Below are 13,756 nucleotides of genomic sequence, written 5' to 3' on the forward strand. Positions count from 1 at the left end.
GGCGTCTACCAGTCGTGGACGGTGCCGTCGGCGAGGCGGTTGAACGGGAGGTACGCCTGGACGTAGGGGTACTTGCCCGACTCGTCCAGGTCGAGCTCGACGCCCAGGCCCGGCCGGTCGCCGGGGTGGAGGAACCCGTCGTTCCAGGTGAAGGACTGCTGGAAGACCCGGTCGGTCTTCGCGCCGTGCTTCATGTACTCCTGGATGCCGAAGTTGTGGACCGCGAGGCCCAGGTGCATCGCGGCGGCCATGCCCACCGGCGAGATGTCCGTGGGGCCGTGCATCCCGGACTTGATCTGGTACTGCGCCGCGTAGTCGAGGACCTTCCTGAGGTGGGAGATGCCGCCGGTGTGGGTGACCGCCGAGCGCACGTAGTCGATGAGCTGCTCGCGGATGATCTGCTGGTAGTCCCAGACGGTGTTGAAGATCTCGCCGATCGCCAGGGGCGTGGTGGTGTGCCCCCGCACCAGGCGCAGCGCCTCCTGGTTCTCGGCGGGCGTGACGTCCTCGAGCCAGAACAGGTCGTACGGCTCGAGGGACTTGCCGAGCTGCGCGGCCTGGATCGGGGTGAGCCGGTGGTGGGCGTCGTGCAGCAGCGGCAGCTCGGGGCCGAACTCGTTCCTGACCGCCTCGAACACGGTGGGGACGTGGCGCAGGTACGAGCGGGTGTCCCAGTCCTCCTCGCTGGGCATCGCGCCGCGCTGGGCGGGCTCGTGGTCGTAGCGGACGCCTTCCATGGCCTCGTAGGTGGCGTTGGAGGCGATGCCGTAGATGGACTTCAGGCCCGGGACGCCGGTCTGGACGCGGATGGCCCGGTAGCCCTGCTCCTGGTGGGAGCGGATGGAGTCGAACAGTTCGTCGGTGGTCTTGCCGGAGGCGTGGCCGTAGGCCAGGAGCCCGGCGCGGGAGGCGCCGCCGAGGAGCTGGTAGACCGGCATCCCGGCGGCCTTGCCCTTGATGTCCCACAGGGCCGTGTCGACCGCGGCGACGGCGGCCATGGTGACCGGGCCGCGGCGCCAGTAGGCGGAGCGGTACAGGAACTGCCAGGTGTCCTCGATGCGGTGCGCGTCCCGGCCGATGAGCAGCGGCACCACGTGGTCCTTGAGGTAGGCGACCACGGCGAGTTCGCGGCCGTTGAGCGTCGCGTCGCCCAGGCCGGTCAGGCCGTCGTCGGTGGTGAGCTTGAGCGTCACGAAGTTCCGGTCCGGACTGGTGACGATCACCTCGGCCTTGTCGATGAGCATTGCGGTCCTCTCCAGCGCGGCCGATGGCAACTGTTTCGCGGCCGCGAATCGGTGGGGTTCGGCGGTTCGGGTTGCGGCTCCAGGGACGAGCACGAGCGTCATTCTGGCATCGAATCCCCTGACAGTCAATCGATTGCCGCTCGATCTGCCCGGGCGGCGGGCGGCTTCGGCCCGTCGCCGGGGTTCGGTATGATCGGCTGAGCCGGGAGGCAACCCCGGCAACATTCCTCAATCGATTGCCTGGCGACATTCGCGGCGAACTTCGTGAAAGGGGAGACGTGGACCAGCCAGATGGAGCTGCCCCGGCCCAGGACCGCAAGGCGCCGGCGACGATCTACGACATCGCGCGGCACACCGGCGTGAGCCCCTCCACGGTCTCCCGGGCGCTCAACAAGCCCGGGCGGCTCAACCCCGAGACGGAGCGGCGCATCCGGGAGGCCGCCAAGGAGCTCGGCTACCGGATCAACCCGATGGCGCGGGCGCTGCCGACCGGCAAGACCGGCACGCTGGGGCTCATCGTCTCCGACATCACCAACCCCGTGTACTTCGACCTGGTCCGCGGCGCCGAGCGCGTCGCCTCGGAGGCCGGGTTCACGCTGGTCTTCGCCGACTCGCAGGAGTCGAGCGAGCTCGAGCACACCACCGCCGAACGCCTCCAGTCCTATGTCGACGGGCTGCTGCTGGTCGCCTCGCGCCTCGACGACCGGCGAATCCAGGAGCTGTCCTCGGTCAAGCCGGTCATGATGGTCAACCGCGAGGTGCCCGGCATCCCCGCCGTCGTCCCCGACGTGCGCCCGGGCATCACCGACGCGCTCGGCCGGCTCCGGCGGCTCGGGCACCGCCGCATCGCCTACCTCTCGGGACCGCAGCTCTCCTGGCTCAACGGCCAGCGGTGGCAGACGCTGTTCGAGCTGGCCGTCGAGTGGGACATGTCCATCGTGGAGGTCAAGTCGACGGCGCCGACCCGCGAGGGCGGGGCCGAGGCGTTCCAGCGGGTCAAGGCCGCGGGCGTCAGCGCCGTGTTCGCCTACAACGACCTCGTGGCCCTCGGCCTGCTGCGCGAGTGCCGCGAGCACGGCATCGACGTGCCCGGGCGGCTCAGCATCATCGGGTTCGACGACATCTTCGGAGCCGACCTCCCCACGCCCGCACTGAGCTCCATCAAGCTCCCGCTCGCGGAGATCGGCGGGAAGGCCGTCAGGCGCCTCCTCGCCGAACTCGACGGCACCCAGGGCGGCACCGAGATCGTGCTCCAGACCGAGTTCATCAGCCGCGAGTCGGTGGCCGAGCCGCAGGCGTAGCGCACGGGCGTCCGGTTTGCGGCCGCGCCCGCGCGGTATCCGCCGGAGATGGACCACGGCACCACCGGACCCGCGATGCGCCCCGGCCGGTCGCTGGCCGCCTGCGCGCTCATCGGCGCGGCGGTCATGGCCGCGATCGACGAGATCGTCTTCCACCAGATCCTGCGCTGGCACCACTTCGTCGACCGGTCGACCTCCGCGGCGGGCCTGGTCTCGGACGGGCTCCTGCACACCGCCGAGCTGCTGGCCCTGGTCGCCGGATTCGTCTGGTACGCCGACCTGCACCGCCGCCGCGCACTGTCCCCCGCCCACGCGCGGGCCGGGCTGCTCCTCGGCCTCGGCGGCTTCCAGCTGTTCGACGGCCTCGTCGACCACAAGCTGCTGCGGCTGCACCAGATCCGCTACGGCGTCGACCTCCTCCCCTACGACCTGGCCTGGAACGGCGCCGGGCTGGCCCTGCTGGCGACCGGTACGGTCCTGGCCTTCCGGGCCCGCCGCCTGCGCGACCGGCGGGGCCGGCCGTGAGCGCCGCCCCGCTCCACCACACGGGCGTCGGCGCGGCCGAGCTGCTCCTGGCCGCCGCCGCGATCGCGGCCGCCCTGCTCTACGCGTGGGGCGCCGACCGGGTCCGGCGGCGCGGCGACGCCTGGCCGTGGCACCGCGACGCCGCCTTCACCGTCGGCGCCGGGGCCCTGGCCTACGCGTCCACGGCCGCGCTCCCGGGCGGGCCGTTCACCGCCCACATGGGCCGGCATCTGGTCGTCGGCATGGCCGCGCCGCTCCTGCTCGTCCTCGCCAGACCGCTCACCCTCGCCTTCCGCGCCCTGCGTCCGGGCCGCGCCCGCCGCGCCCTGCTGCGCCTCGCCCACTCCAGGCCCGCCGCATGGCTCGCCTTCCCGCCCGCGGCGGCCCTGCTGGACGTCGGCGGGCTCTGGCTGCTGTACCGCACCCCGCTGCTCGCCGCCGTGCAGCACCACCCCACCGCGCACACGCTGCTCCAACTGCACGTCCTCGCCGCGGGAGTCCTGTTCGCCTTCGCGGTCTGCGGGCTCGACCCGGTCCGCCGCCGCTGGGGCCCGGTGTGGCGCGGCGCGACCCTGCTCGCCGCCGGGGCCGCGCACGCCGTCCTCGCCAAGAGCCTCTACACGGCCCCGCCGCCCGGCGCCGCCGTCACCGCCGCCGATCTCCAGACCGGCGCCCAGCTGATGTACTACGGGGGCGACCTGGTCGAACTGGCCCTCGCCGCCGTCATCGCCCTCCAGTGGTACGCCGCCACCGGCCGGGACCGGGCCCGCCGGCACCGCCGCGCGGCGCTGCCCACCGCGCCCGGGCCCGGCAGGTCACCGGCGTGACCGCCCGGCAGGGGACCGAGCCGGGCCCCGTCGACTCCTCGGACCCGCTCGACCCGTTCGGCGACGAGATCTCACCGCGGCTCGAGCACCGGGGCGGCGCAACCCCGGCGAGGCCTTCGACGCCCTCGCGGCGGGCGGGCAGCCCGCCCGCTAGCGATGGTCCCGGGGGTCCGCGTCGCCGCCGACGCGGCCCGACTCGTACGCCCACATGGCGGCCTCGACGCGGTTGCGCAGCCCGAGCTTGGCGAGGATCCCCGCGATGTGCGTCTTGACCGTGCCGAGCGAGAGGAACAGCCGCTCCCCGATCTCGGTGTTCGTCAGACCCGTCGCCAGCAGCGCGAGCACCTCCTCCTCGCGGCCCGTGAGCGGCGCCGACGGCCGGCGCACCCGCCGGACCGGGCGCGAGAACTCGCCGAGCAGCCGCGCCGTGACCTGCGGCGAGATGAGGGCGTCGCCGTTCGCGGCGGCCCGCACGGCCTCGGTGATCAGGTGCGGCCCCGCCTCCTTCAGCAGGAACCCCTTCGCGCCGGCGCGCAGCGCGCCGTGCACGTACTCGTCCAGGTCGAACGTGGTGATGACGACGACCGCGATCGGATCGGCCACGCCCTCCCCCGCCAGCAGCGAAGTCGCCTCCACCCCGTCGAGCAGCGGCATCCGGATGTCCAGGAGCGCCACGTCCGGGCGCAGCCGCCGCGCGAGCCGGACCGCCGCCGCGCCGTCCGCGGCCTCCCCCACCACCGCGATCCCCGGCTGCGCCTCGAGCAGCAGCCGCAGGCCCGTGCGCACCGGCTCCTGGTCGTCGGCCACGAGAACGCGGATCACGCCGCACCCCGCAGCGGGAGCGACGCGCGCAGGACCCAGCCGCCCGCCGGGTCCGGACCGGCGGCCACCTCCCCGCCCAGGAGCGCCGCGCGCTCGGCCATGCCCTGGAGGCCGTGGCCGCCGCCCGGCCCGGGACGCGCGGGGCCGCCGTCGTCGCGCACCACGACGGCGACGGCGTCCGCGTCAGCGGTGACCGCCACCTCGATCGCCGTGGCGCCGCGGGCGTGGCGGCGCGCGTTCGTGACGCCCTCCTGCGCGATCCGGAAGAGGGTCGACGCGGCGATGCCCGGCAGGTCGGCGGGCGCCTCGACGCGCACCCGCACCGGCGGCGGGCCCGGGTCGGCGAGGCGCGCGAGCTCGTCCAGGCCCGCGGTGGGCGCGTAGCCCGCGGGCGCGCGCAGCGTGCGCACCAGCGACCGCATGTCCGCCAGCACCGCCTGCGCCTCGCTCTCGATGACGCCGAGCGACTCGGCCACGCGCCCCGCGTCGCGCGGGTCCGCGCTCGCCACCTGCGCGCGGATCAGGATGGCCGAGACGTGGTGCGCCACCGTGTCGTGCAGGTCCCGGGCGAGGGCCTCGCGCTCGCGGGCCCGCACCGTGTCCAACTGCCGCGCACGCGACTCCACGCGCTCGCGCCGCAGCGCCCCGATCAGGCAGGCGCCGCCGAAGAAGACCACCCCGGCGACGGTGTCGGCGACCGGGTCGCGGCCGAGCGCGCTGGTGAACAGGAGGCCGGCCGCGAGGACCGCGGCGCCGGCGATCCGGTCGCGCCCCGAGCCCCAGCGGAACAGCGTGTAAGGCATCGCCAGGAACACGAACGTCGTGACCAGCGCGTCCGGGTCGGCGCCCGCGAGGGCGTGCGCCAGAGCGAGGGCCGAGGTCGCGGCGGTCATGGCCGCCACGCCGAGCAGCGGGCGGGTGCGGCGCCACAGGAGCACGGGCAGGATCGCGACGGTCGCCAGCACGGTCGCCGGCGGCCACACCAGGTCGGGGCGCAGCGCGCCCTCGACGGCGGACACCGCGGCCGCGGCGGTCACGAGCGCGACGTCGCGGGGCCCGGGGCCGTCGCCGCCCGCGGCGCGGGGGCGCGACCACGCGGCCGCGAACCGGCGTCGGAGGGGCGTCGCGTTCATGCGGCGACCATAGCGGGGCGGCGCTCCGCCGCGCGGCGGCGGGCGATGATCCACTCGGCCACCGCGATGTTGACGAGCCACCCGGCCCCCAGCTGCACGAAGTGCGTGAAGGCGTCGGGTTCGCCGACGATCGGCGTGGACGCCCCCGCCGTCAGCACCTGCGTGCCCGCGCCCATGGCGAGCGCGTAGGCGCGGATCATCCACGAGCCGTGCGCGAAGAAGTCGCGGCGGCGGACCGCGGCGACGCCGAGGACGATGAACGCGAGCATGAGGCCGCCGACGACGTACCGCGTCACCGCCACCGCGCCGTCCGCGATGGCGGGCGTGTCGTAGACCGCGGTCATCCACAACCCGCTCGCGGCGACCGCGAGCCCCGCCGGGACGAGCAGGTACCGCCCGGCGAAGCGGTGCCGGCGCGTGCGCCGCCGCCGCAGGCGCGGCAGGAACTGGAAGGCGCCGACGATCGAGTAGACGAGCGCGCCGACGATGTGCAGCACCACCGGCAGCGGCATCTGCATGAAGCGGGCGTTGGCGTCCGTCTCGGGCGCTCCGACGGCGATCTCGCCGATGCGGAAGGCCCCGGCGACCGAGGGCACGAGGGCGAGGAGGATGAGGCCGGCCGCGATCGGCCACTCGCGGCGGGCGGGGCGCTGAGGTGCGTTCATACCGCAATCCTGATGGCGGCGAAGGGGTCGCCGCTTCAGCCATGTGGCCTAAACGACCTCGCGGAGGCGACGAATCCGCCCGCGCCGCCTCGTCCTACCGTCGACCGAACGAGAAGGAGCCTCATCCATGAACCAGCCCGGGACCGCGGGACCGCAGTACGACCAGGCGCGGCTGTGGGCGATGGTCCACGCCGAACGGCGCGCGCTCGCCGCCGACCTCGCCGGACTGACCGACGAGCAGTGGGCGACGCCGTCGCTGTGCGCGGGCCTGTCCGTGCGCGAAGCGCTCGCGCACCTCACCGCCGGAGCGAGCCTGGGCTGGGGCCGCTGGATGGCCGGGGTGATCAAGTGCCGCTTCGACTTCGACAAGCAGGTGGCGATGCGCCTGGAGGAGCGGCTCGGCGACTCGCCCGCCGAGACCCTGCGGCGGTTCGAGCGGGCCGCGGGCGGCACCACCCGCATGGTCGGGCTGCGGGCGGTGCTCGGCGAGGCGGTCGTGCACGGCGAGGACATCCGCCGCCCGCTGGGGCTGCGCCGCGACCACCCGGCCGAGACGCTCGCGCTCCTCGCCGAGTACTACCGGGGCTCCGACTTCGTCGTGGTCGCGAAGCGGCGCGTGGCCGACCTGCGCCTGGCCGCGACCGACGGCCCGTTCACGGCGGGCGAGGGCCCGCTCGTCTCCGGCCCGACCCTGGCGCTGATCATGGCGATGACCGGCCGCGGGGCGTGCTGCGACGACCTCTCCGGCGACGGCGTCCCGATCCTTCGCGAGCGCTGCGCCGCCGCCTGACCCGGGCGCCGCGCCCCGCTCCTGCGTCAAAAGGCGCAAGCGGATTTGCTCCTCGCGCCAGAGGCGGGGGCGGGGCGGTCCCGGTGAGGATTGACAGGTCCGAAGGGCCCCGGACTCGTCAGCACTCACCGATCAGAGAGGCGTGAGCCATGCGCTTGCCTTCCCACACCACACGGCGGCGGCGGTCCGCCGGACTCGCGGCGTCGGTCGCCGCGGTCCTCGCGGTCGCCGCGGCCTGCGGCCAGGGCGCCGACCCCGCGGCGGTCGCGCCGCACGTCGACGCCCCCGCGGCCGCCGAACCGCTGACCGCGACCGACGTCGACGCCTGGCTCGACGGCCTGGTGCCCGCGGCCCTGGAGCGCACCGGCATCGCCGGGGCCACGGTCTCGGTCGTCCACGACGGCGCCCTCGTCACCGCCCGCGGCTACGGGTACGCCGACACCGAGGCGCAGACGCCGGTCGACCCCGAGGCGACGCTGTTCCGCGCCGGCTCGGTGTCGAAGCTGTTCACGGCCACCGCCGTGATGCAGCTCGTCGAGCGCGGCGAGATCGACCTCGACGCCGACATCGACGCGTACCTCGATTTCGAGATACCACGTGAATACCCCGAGGAGGTGACGATGCGGCACCTCCTGACCCACACCGCCGGGTTCGAGGAGCGCATCGCCGGGCTCATCGGCACCGGCGACGAGACGCCCGACCTGCGCGAGGCACTGGTGAACGACCCGCCCGAGCAGGTCTACCGGCCCGGGACCACCCCCGCGTACTCGAACTACGGCAACGCGCTGGCCGGGTACATCGTCGAGCGCGTCTCCGGGGCGTCCTTCGACGAGTACGTCGAGGCCAATGTGCTCGACCCGCTCGGCATGGACTCCTCGACGTTCCGCCAGCCGCTGCCCGAGGACCTCGCGGGCCGGGTCGCGAACGGCTACGACGACGCCTCCGGCCCGGCGCGGCCCTTCGAGATCGTCGGCACCCCGCCCGCCGGCTCGCTCACGACCTCCTCGGTCGACATGGCGCGGTTCATGCTCGCGCACCTCGACGCGCTGCCGGAGGAGTCGCGGGTCCTCGCGCCGGAGACCACGGCGCTCATGCACGCCCCCGCCCTGACCGGGGACGGGCTGGGCGACTTCGCCGCGGCGCCGCGCATGGGGCTCGGCTTCTTCGACGAGAGCCGCAACGGGCACCGCATCGTCGGCCACGGCGGCGACACCAACCAGTTCCACTCCCACATGCAGATCTACCCCGAGGACGGGGCCGGGATCTTCATCTCGCTCAACAGCTCCGGCCTCGGGGAGACCGACAGCCTCGAGGTGCGCGCGACCGTCCTCGAGGGCTTCGCCGACCGGTACTTCCCGGCCGAGGGCGAAGGCCCGGACGCGCTGGGCGACCAGGAGGCCGCCGAGGCGGTCGCCGGGTCCTATGTGACTTCGCGGGGCTTCCACAGCACGTTCCTGTCCGCGCTCGCCGTCACCGGCGGCACCGGTGTGACCGCCCTCGACGACGGCCGCCTGCTGCTCGAACCCGACCCGGGCACCGGCGCGCCGGCCGTCTACGAGCAGGTCGGCCCCTCGCTGTGGCAGGAGGTCGGCGGCCAGCGCACGATCGCGACGCGAACCGTCGGCGGTGAGGTGACCGCGTTCGTCCACGACGGCGCGTTCACGATGCTGCGGGCCGAACCGGCCCAGACCGCCGGGCTGCCGGTGCTTCTGGCCTCCACGCTGGTGCTGCTCGCGGGCCTGGCCGGCTGGGCGGTGGCCGCGGTGGTCCGCCGCCTGCGCAAGCGGCCGCGCACGCGGGTCCCGGGCCGGAAGTGGCGGGTGATGACGCGCGTCGCCATGGCCGCCGGCGTGCTCGCCGTCGGCACCTGGGTGGTGATCCTGATGCAGGTCATGGGCTTGCAAGAGGTCCCGGTCGGGGCGATCCGCAACGCGCAGCTGCTTCAGCTGGTCGGGGCGCTGGGGACGGTCCCGGCGGCGGTCAGGGTCGTGGGCGAGGTGCGCCGCAGGGCGGGATGGCGGCGTGTCGCAGGCAGTGCGCTGGTGCTGGCGGCGCTGGTCGGCCTGGCCTGGTTCGCGGTCGCGTTCCAGCTGCTCTCCCCCGACGTCTCGTACTGACGGGGCACGGGTCGGGGACGACGGGGACTGGGTGAGGATGAACCGCATGAGCGAACACGACGAGGCCGGGCCGACCGCGCCGCCGAGCCCGGTCCGATGGTTCGACGAGCGGCTCGCGCGCCTCGGCGTCACCGGCCTCCTCGGCCGCGACGCGGTGCTGGCGGTCGCGGTCGCATTGGCCACGCTGGCCTTCTACGGGGTGCTCCTGCCGCTGGCGGCGACCGACGGCGAGGTGGCGCTGACGGCGCCGCAGGTCGGGACGGTCGTCGCGATCGGGTGCGCGCAGTCGCTGCTGCTGTGCGTGCGGCGCCTGCGCCCCCGGCTGTGCCTGGCCGCGGCGATGGCCTGCCAGCTCCTCATCGTGGCCGCGGCGCCCGACCTCAGCGCGAACGGCTTCGCCCTCCTCGTCGCGTTCTACACCGTGGGCACCCTCATGTCCGTCCGCTTCACCGCGATCGCCGCGGCGGCGGGGGCGCTCCTCAGCGCCGCCGCCGCGGCGGCGGTCCTGTGGGTGCGGGGCGGTGACACGGCGATGGTGTTCAGCCACTTGAGTTCGAGCGCGCTCGCCTACATCGCGGCCGGGTTCGTCGGCGTCTACGTCGCCTCCCGGCGCAGCCACCTGGCGATGGTCCGCGACCGGGCCGAGGAGGCGGTCCGGGCCCAGCGCGAGCGGGCGCGGGCCGCCGTGGCGGCGGAGCGGACGCGGATCGCCCGCGAACTCCACGACGTGGCGGCGCACCACCTGTCGGGCATGGTCGTGCAGGCCGCGGCGGTGGAGCGGCTGATCGACCGGGACCCGGCGGCGGCCAGGTCGGGGGCGGTGTGGATCCGCTCGCAGGGCAAGGCCACTTTGGACAACCTGCGGCAGGTGGTGGGGCTGCTGCGCGACTCGGACGGCGCGGGCGAGGACGGCAACGCGCCGGTGCCGGGCCTGTCGGCGCTCGAGGCGCTGGTGGCGGAGGCGCGCGGTCTCGGCGCGGACGTCTCGTTCGAGCGGGAGGGCGAGCCGGTGCGGCTGCCGCCGATCGCGGACGTGTCGGTGTACCGGATCGCCCAGCAGGCGTTGACGAACGCGCGCCAGCACGCACCGGGGGCGCCGGTGCGGATGCGGCTGTCGTGCGGTGCGCGGCAGGTCGGGCTGGAGGTCGCGAACGGGCCCTCGCCGGAGGCGGCGCCGTCCGGGCGGACCGGGACGGGGCTCATCGGGATGCGCGAGCGCGCCGACCTGGTGGGCGCCGAGTTGGAGGCCGGGCCCTCGGCCGACGGGGGCTGGGCGGTGCGGCTGCGCCTGCCGGTGCGGGCCGAGGATGCGGTCCGGGACAGCGAATACGAGAACGGGGTCGCGTCGTGATCAAGGTGCTGCTCGTGGACGACCAGGCGGTGGTGCGCGCGGGGTTCCGGGTGCTGCTGGAGGACGCCGGGGACGTCGAGGTCGTCGGCGAAGCGTCGAACGGCCCGGCCGCGGTGCGGGAGGCGGCCCTGCTGCGCCCGGACGTGGTGTGCATGGACGTGCGGATGCCCGGCGGCGACGGGCTCGCCGCGACCCGGCGGATCACCGAGGGCGCACAGGCCCCGGCGGTGCTGGTGGTGACCACGTTCGACCTGGACGAGTACGTGTTCGGGGCGCTCGAGGCGGGGGCGAGCGGGTTCATCCTGAAGGACTGCGAGCCCGCGGAGCTGATCGAGGCGATCCGCAGGCTCGCGGACGGGGAGGGCCTGGTCGACCAGTCGGTGACGCGGCGGGTGATCACCGAGTTCGCGCGGCGCCGCCGCAGGCCCGAGCCGGGGCCGGAGGCGGCGGCGGTGCTGACCGCCCGGGAGACCGAGATCGTGCTGCTGCTGGCGAAGGGCATGTCGAACGACGAGATCGCGCGGGAACTGTTCGTGGAGACGAGCACCGTCAAGTCGCACCTGCGGCGGGCGATGGCGAAGATCGGCGCCCGCGACCGCGTCCAGACCGTGGTGTGGGCCTTCCAGAACGGCCTGGCGGTCCTTTGAAGCCGGTCCCGTCGGCGCCCCTGAGCGCCGGCCGGGGCGCGGTCGCGCGGGTGGACGGCGGGTCCTTCAGCGGCTGAGCGGGCCGGTCGGGGCGCGCGTCACCGGGTCCCGGCCGCCGGGTCCGCGGAGGGCGCCAGGCCGACGTGGGCGCCGACGCCGTCGCCGTCGGCCGCGTCCAGCACCGCCTTCAGGAGGCCGGGGAACCGGTCGTCGAGGTCGTCGCGGCGGAGCACGACGAAGCAGCGCGTGCCCTCCTGGCGGGTCCGGGTGACGCCCGCGTCCCGAAGCACCCGCAGGTGGTGGCTCAGCGTCGACTTGGCCACCGGCGCGCGCAGCTCGCCCCAGCCGCGCTCGCGGCCGTCGGCCAGGAGCCGCACCAGGCCCACGCGGATCGGGTCGCTCAACGCCCCCATCACCTCGACGAGGGCCATCTCCTCCGGATTCGGATGCCGCATCGGTTTCATGAGCGCCATGCTACCTTGTTCGATGTTTTATAAACATCGAACAAAGGAGATCGCGTTGACCGCCCAGCCGCAGCAGGAGTTCACCGGCAAGGTCGTCGTCGTCACCGGCGCCGGGTCCGGGATCGGCCGCGCCGCCGCCCGCGCCTTCGCGGGGGCCGGAGCCCGGGTCCTCGGCGTCGGGCGGCGCCGCCACGCCCTCGACGAGACCGCCGCGGACCGCCCCGCCATCGCCGTCCACACCGCCGACCTCCGCGACCCCGAAGCGCCCCGACAGGTCGCGGACGCGGCCGTCGAGCGGTGGGGGCGCGTGGACGTCCTGGTCAACAACGCCGGGGCCACGCGGATGATGCCGCTGGACCAGACCACCGCGGCAGACGTGGAGGACCTCTTCGCGCTCAACGTCACCGCGCCGAGCCTCCTCGCCCGCGCGGCCCTGCCCCACCTGCGCCGCACCGGCGGGACGATCCTCAACGTCTCCAGCACGTACGGGCACCGGCCGCTGCCCCACGCGGCCCACTACGCCGCCTCCAAGGCCGCGATCGAGCAGCTCACCCGCAGCTGGGCCCTCGAGCTCGCCGCCGACGGCGTCCGCGTCAACGCCGTCGCCCCCGGCCCGACCGAGAGCGAGGCGCTCGCCGCCGCGGGGCTGCCCGAGGCCGACGTCGAGGCCCTCAAGCGCGAGGAGGCCGCCCGCATCCCGCTGGGCCGCCGCGGCGAGCCCGAGGAGGTCGCCGCCTGGATCCTGCGCCTCGCCGACCCCGCCGCCGCCTGGCTCACCGGGCAGGTCCTCGCCGTCGACGGCGGCCTCGCCCTCACTTGAGCGAGGCGGGCGCTCAGTGGGCGGCGGCCGAGCGCCCGGCTCGTTCGCGCCGCCGCAGCACGCGGCCCAGCCAGAGCAGCGCCAGCACCTCGACGGCGATGGTGACGGCCGCGGTGGCCAGGCCCGGGGCGCCGTGACCGGGGACCATGAACGCGGTGTGGGCGACCATGGCGCCGCCGACGAGCCAGAGGCGGTGCGCGTCGCCCCAGCCGGGGTCGGCCGTCCAGCGGCGCAGGAGCCAGATCACGAGCGCCGCGACCGCGAAGGAGCCGGTCATCGGGAGCGCGAGGGGGACGGCGTCGCCGAAGACCGGGCCGCCGGGGCGCAGGCCCGCGGGCATGAGCAGCCCCAGGTAGGCGAGGGTGGCCGCGGCCGCGAAGGCCCCCACGGTAACCGGGCTGGAACGCAGGGGCGCCGGTCGTCCGGCGCGGCCGGGCAGGACCTTCAGGGCGACGACGGCGAGGACCGCGATGGCGGCGGTGAAGCCGATCAGGGCGGGGAGCGGCGCCTGGTAGCCGGGGTCCTGGGTGGCGGCGATGCCGTACCGCAGGCCCGCCACGCCCAGCGCCGCGACGGCGGCGGTGGTGACGAGGCCGCCGGTGCGCAGGTACGGGCGCCCCCGGTGCCCGGGGAAGAGCAGGTCCATGAGCAGGACCGGGATCAGGACGCTGAAGACCACGTGGATGCCGATCTGCGACTCCCAGTAGGTGGCGTTGAAGCCCAGCACCCGCAGGTTCCAGTCGGTGGCGTCGTACATGTCCGGGCTGGTCAGCGCCTGGAGGCCGAGGCCGTCCTCGGCCAGCTCGTAGGCCAGGCCCAGGACGGCCAGGCTGGGCCAGCCGCCGCCGGTGCGCACCACCGCCTCGCGGATGAGCAGCACGCCCGCGCCGTACATGGGGATCAGCAGGGGCAGGGCGATCCAGGTCTCAGGCAGCGCCACGGCGGTGAAGGTCAGTTCGGCGCACACCGGCGCCAGGACGACGAGCACCCAGGCGGCCTTGATGCGGCCCTTGGAGCGCCGTCGCTCGTCCGTTGCCTGCTCGGTCATGG

14 protein-coding genes are annotated in these 13,756 nt (G+C 75.0%); 8 read left to right on the forward strand and 6 right to left on the reverse strand.

Annotated features, from left to right (window positions below):
* Positions 1-5: 5 nt before the first annotated feature.
* Positions 6-1,244, reverse strand: a complete 1,239-nt coding sequence (gene manD / locus LO763_RS17370; RefSeq protein WP_230786603.1) for a D-mannonate dehydratase ManD — start codon at positions 1,242-1,244, stop codon at positions 6-8.
* 278 nt (positions 1,245-1,522) lie between these two features.
* Here manD and LO763_RS17375 point away from each other — a divergent pair, with 278 nt between their 5' ends.
* Genes LO763_RS17375 through LO763_RS17385 form a run of 3 tightly spaced genes read left to right on the forward strand, consistent with a single transcriptional unit; the run spans position 1,523 to position 3,897 of the window.
* A complete protein-coding gene (locus LO763_RS17375) occupies positions 1,523-2,545 on the forward strand; it encodes a LacI family DNA-binding transcriptional regulator (RefSeq protein WP_230786605.1) in 1,023 nt (340 codons plus the stop codon).
* A 48-nt stretch (positions 2,546-2,593) separates the two neighbouring features.
* Positions 2,594-3,070, forward strand: a complete 477-nt coding sequence (locus tag LO763_RS17380) for a DUF2243 domain-containing protein (RefSeq protein WP_230786607.1) — start codon at positions 2,594-2,596, stop codon at positions 3,068-3,070.
* Positions 3,067-3,897, forward strand: a complete 831-nt coding sequence (locus LO763_RS17385) for a cytochrome c oxidase assembly protein (protein ID WP_230786608.1) — start codon at positions 3,067-3,069, stop codon at positions 3,895-3,897. The genes LO763_RS17380 and LO763_RS17385 overlap by 4 nt, the downstream gene beginning before the upstream one ends.
* 150 nt (positions 3,898-4,047) lie before the next feature.
* Here LO763_RS17385 and LO763_RS17390 read toward each other — a convergent pair whose 3' ends face one another.
* Genes LO763_RS17390 through LO763_RS17400 form a run of 3 tightly spaced genes read right to left on the reverse strand, consistent with a single transcriptional unit; the run spans position 4,048 to position 6,517 of the window.
* Entirely contained in the window at positions 4,048-4,719 is a 672-nt protein-coding gene (locus LO763_RS17390) for a response regulator (RefSeq protein ID WP_230786610.1), read from the reverse strand.
* Positions 4,716-5,852, reverse strand: a complete 1,137-nt coding sequence (locus LO763_RS17395) for a sensor histidine kinase (protein ID WP_230786611.1) — start codon at positions 5,850-5,852, stop codon at positions 4,716-4,718. Before LO763_RS17395 ends, LO763_RS17390 begins: the two co-directional genes overlap by 4 nt.
* Entirely contained in the window at positions 5,849-6,517 is a 669-nt protein-coding gene (locus LO763_RS17400) for a DUF2306 domain-containing protein (protein ID WP_230786614.1), read from the reverse strand. Before LO763_RS17400 ends, LO763_RS17395 begins: the two co-directional genes overlap by 4 nt.
* A 181-nt stretch (positions 6,518-6,698) precedes the next feature.
* Between LO763_RS17400 and LO763_RS17405 the strand changes: the two genes are divergently transcribed.
* The 4 genes from LO763_RS17405 (at position 6,699) to LO763_RS17420 (ending at position 11,422) form a co-directional block, all read left to right on the forward strand.
* Positions 6,699-7,307 carry a maleylpyruvate isomerase family mycothiol-dependent enzyme gene (locus tag LO763_RS17405; protein ID WP_439650301.1) on the forward strand — a complete coding sequence of 203 codons (609 nt, stop codon included), beginning with the start codon at positions 6,699-6,701 and terminating at the stop codon, positions 7,305-7,307.
* A 149-nt stretch (positions 7,308-7,456) separates the two neighbouring features.
* On the forward strand, positions 7,457-9,424 hold the full coding sequence (locus LO763_RS17410; protein ID WP_230786618.1) for a serine hydrolase domain-containing protein: 1,968 nt from the start codon (positions 7,457-7,459) through the stop codon (positions 9,422-9,424).
* A gap of 46 nt (positions 9,425-9,470) precedes the next feature.
* Complete coding sequence (locus tag LO763_RS17415; RefSeq protein ID WP_230786619.1) at positions 9,471-10,775, forward strand: sensor histidine kinase; 1,305 nt, start codon at positions 9,471-9,473, stop codon at positions 10,773-10,775.
* Entirely contained in the window at positions 10,772-11,422 is a 651-nt protein-coding gene (locus tag LO763_RS17420) for a response regulator (RefSeq protein WP_230786621.1), read from the forward strand. Before LO763_RS17415 ends, LO763_RS17420 begins: the two co-directional genes overlap by 4 nt.
* 98 nt (positions 11,423-11,520) lie before the next feature.
* Here the strand turns inward: LO763_RS17420 and LO763_RS17425 are convergent, their stop codons facing one another.
* Positions 11,521-11,895 (reverse strand): ArsR/SmtB family transcription factor, encoded by a 375-nt coding sequence (locus LO763_RS17425; protein ID WP_439650300.1) that lies wholly within the window; start codon positions 11,893-11,895, stop codon positions 11,521-11,523.
* Between the two features lie 13 nt (positions 11,896-11,908).
* Here LO763_RS17425 and LO763_RS17430 point away from each other — a divergent pair, with 13 nt between their 5' ends.
* Entirely contained in the window at positions 11,909-12,706 is a 798-nt protein-coding gene (locus tag LO763_RS17430) for an SDR family NAD(P)-dependent oxidoreductase (RefSeq protein ID WP_369432022.1), read from the forward strand.
* A gap of 13 nt (positions 12,707-12,719) precedes the next feature.
* Here LO763_RS17430 and LO763_RS17435 read toward each other — a convergent pair whose 3' ends face one another.
* Positions 12,720-13,754 carry an AF_0692 family protein gene (locus LO763_RS17435; RefSeq protein ID WP_230786635.1) on the reverse strand — a complete coding sequence of 345 codons (1,035 nt, stop codon included), beginning with the start codon at positions 13,752-13,754 and terminating at the stop codon, positions 12,720-12,722.
* Positions 13,755-13,756 lie beyond the last annotated feature (2 nt).

Origin of the sequence: Glycomyces amatae, assembly GCF_020991375.1 — a bacterium.
GTDB lineage: Bacteria > Actinomycetota > Actinomycetes > Mycobacteriales > Micromonosporaceae > Glycomyces > Glycomyces amatae.

Bases quoted from the DNA above. Each gene is read 5' to 3' on its own strand.
- manD (WP_230786603.1), bottom strand. From the start codon at position 1,244: ATGCTCATCGACAAGGCCGAGGTGATCGTCACCAGTCCGGACCGGAAC.
- LO763_RS17380 (WP_230786607.1), top strand. From the start codon at position 2,594: ATGGACCACGGCACCACCGGACCCGCGATGCGCCCCGGCCGGTCGCTG.
- LO763_RS17395 (WP_230786611.1), bottom strand. From the start codon at position 5,852: ATGAACGCGACGCCCCTCCGACGCCGGTTCGCGGCCGCGTGGTCGCGC.
- LO763_RS17400 (WP_230786614.1), bottom strand. From the start codon at position 6,517: ATGAACGCACCTCAGCGCCCCGCCCGCCGCGAGTGGCCGATCGCGGCC.
- LO763_RS17405 (WP_439650301.1), top strand. From the start codon at position 6,699: ATGGTCCACGCCGAACGGCGCGCGCTCGCCGCCGACCTCGCCGGACTG.
- LO763_RS17410 (WP_230786618.1), top strand. From the start codon at position 7,457: ATGCGCTTGCCTTCCCACACCACACGGCGGCGGCGGTCCGCCGGACTC.
- LO763_RS17415 (WP_230786619.1), top strand. From the start codon at position 9,471: ATGAGCGAACACGACGAGGCCGGGCCGACCGCGCCGCCGAGCCCGGTC.
- LO763_RS17425 (WP_439650300.1), bottom strand. From the start codon at position 11,895: ATGGCGCTCATGAAACCGATGCGGCATCCGAATCCGGAGGAGATGGCC.
- LO763_RS17430 (WP_369432022.1), top strand. From the start codon at position 11,909: ATGTTTTATAAACATCGAACAAAGGAGATCGCGTTGACCGCCCAGCCG.
- LO763_RS17435 (WP_230786635.1), bottom strand. From the start codon at position 13,754: ATGACCGAGCAGGCAACGGACGAGCGACGGCGCTCCAAGGGCCGCATC.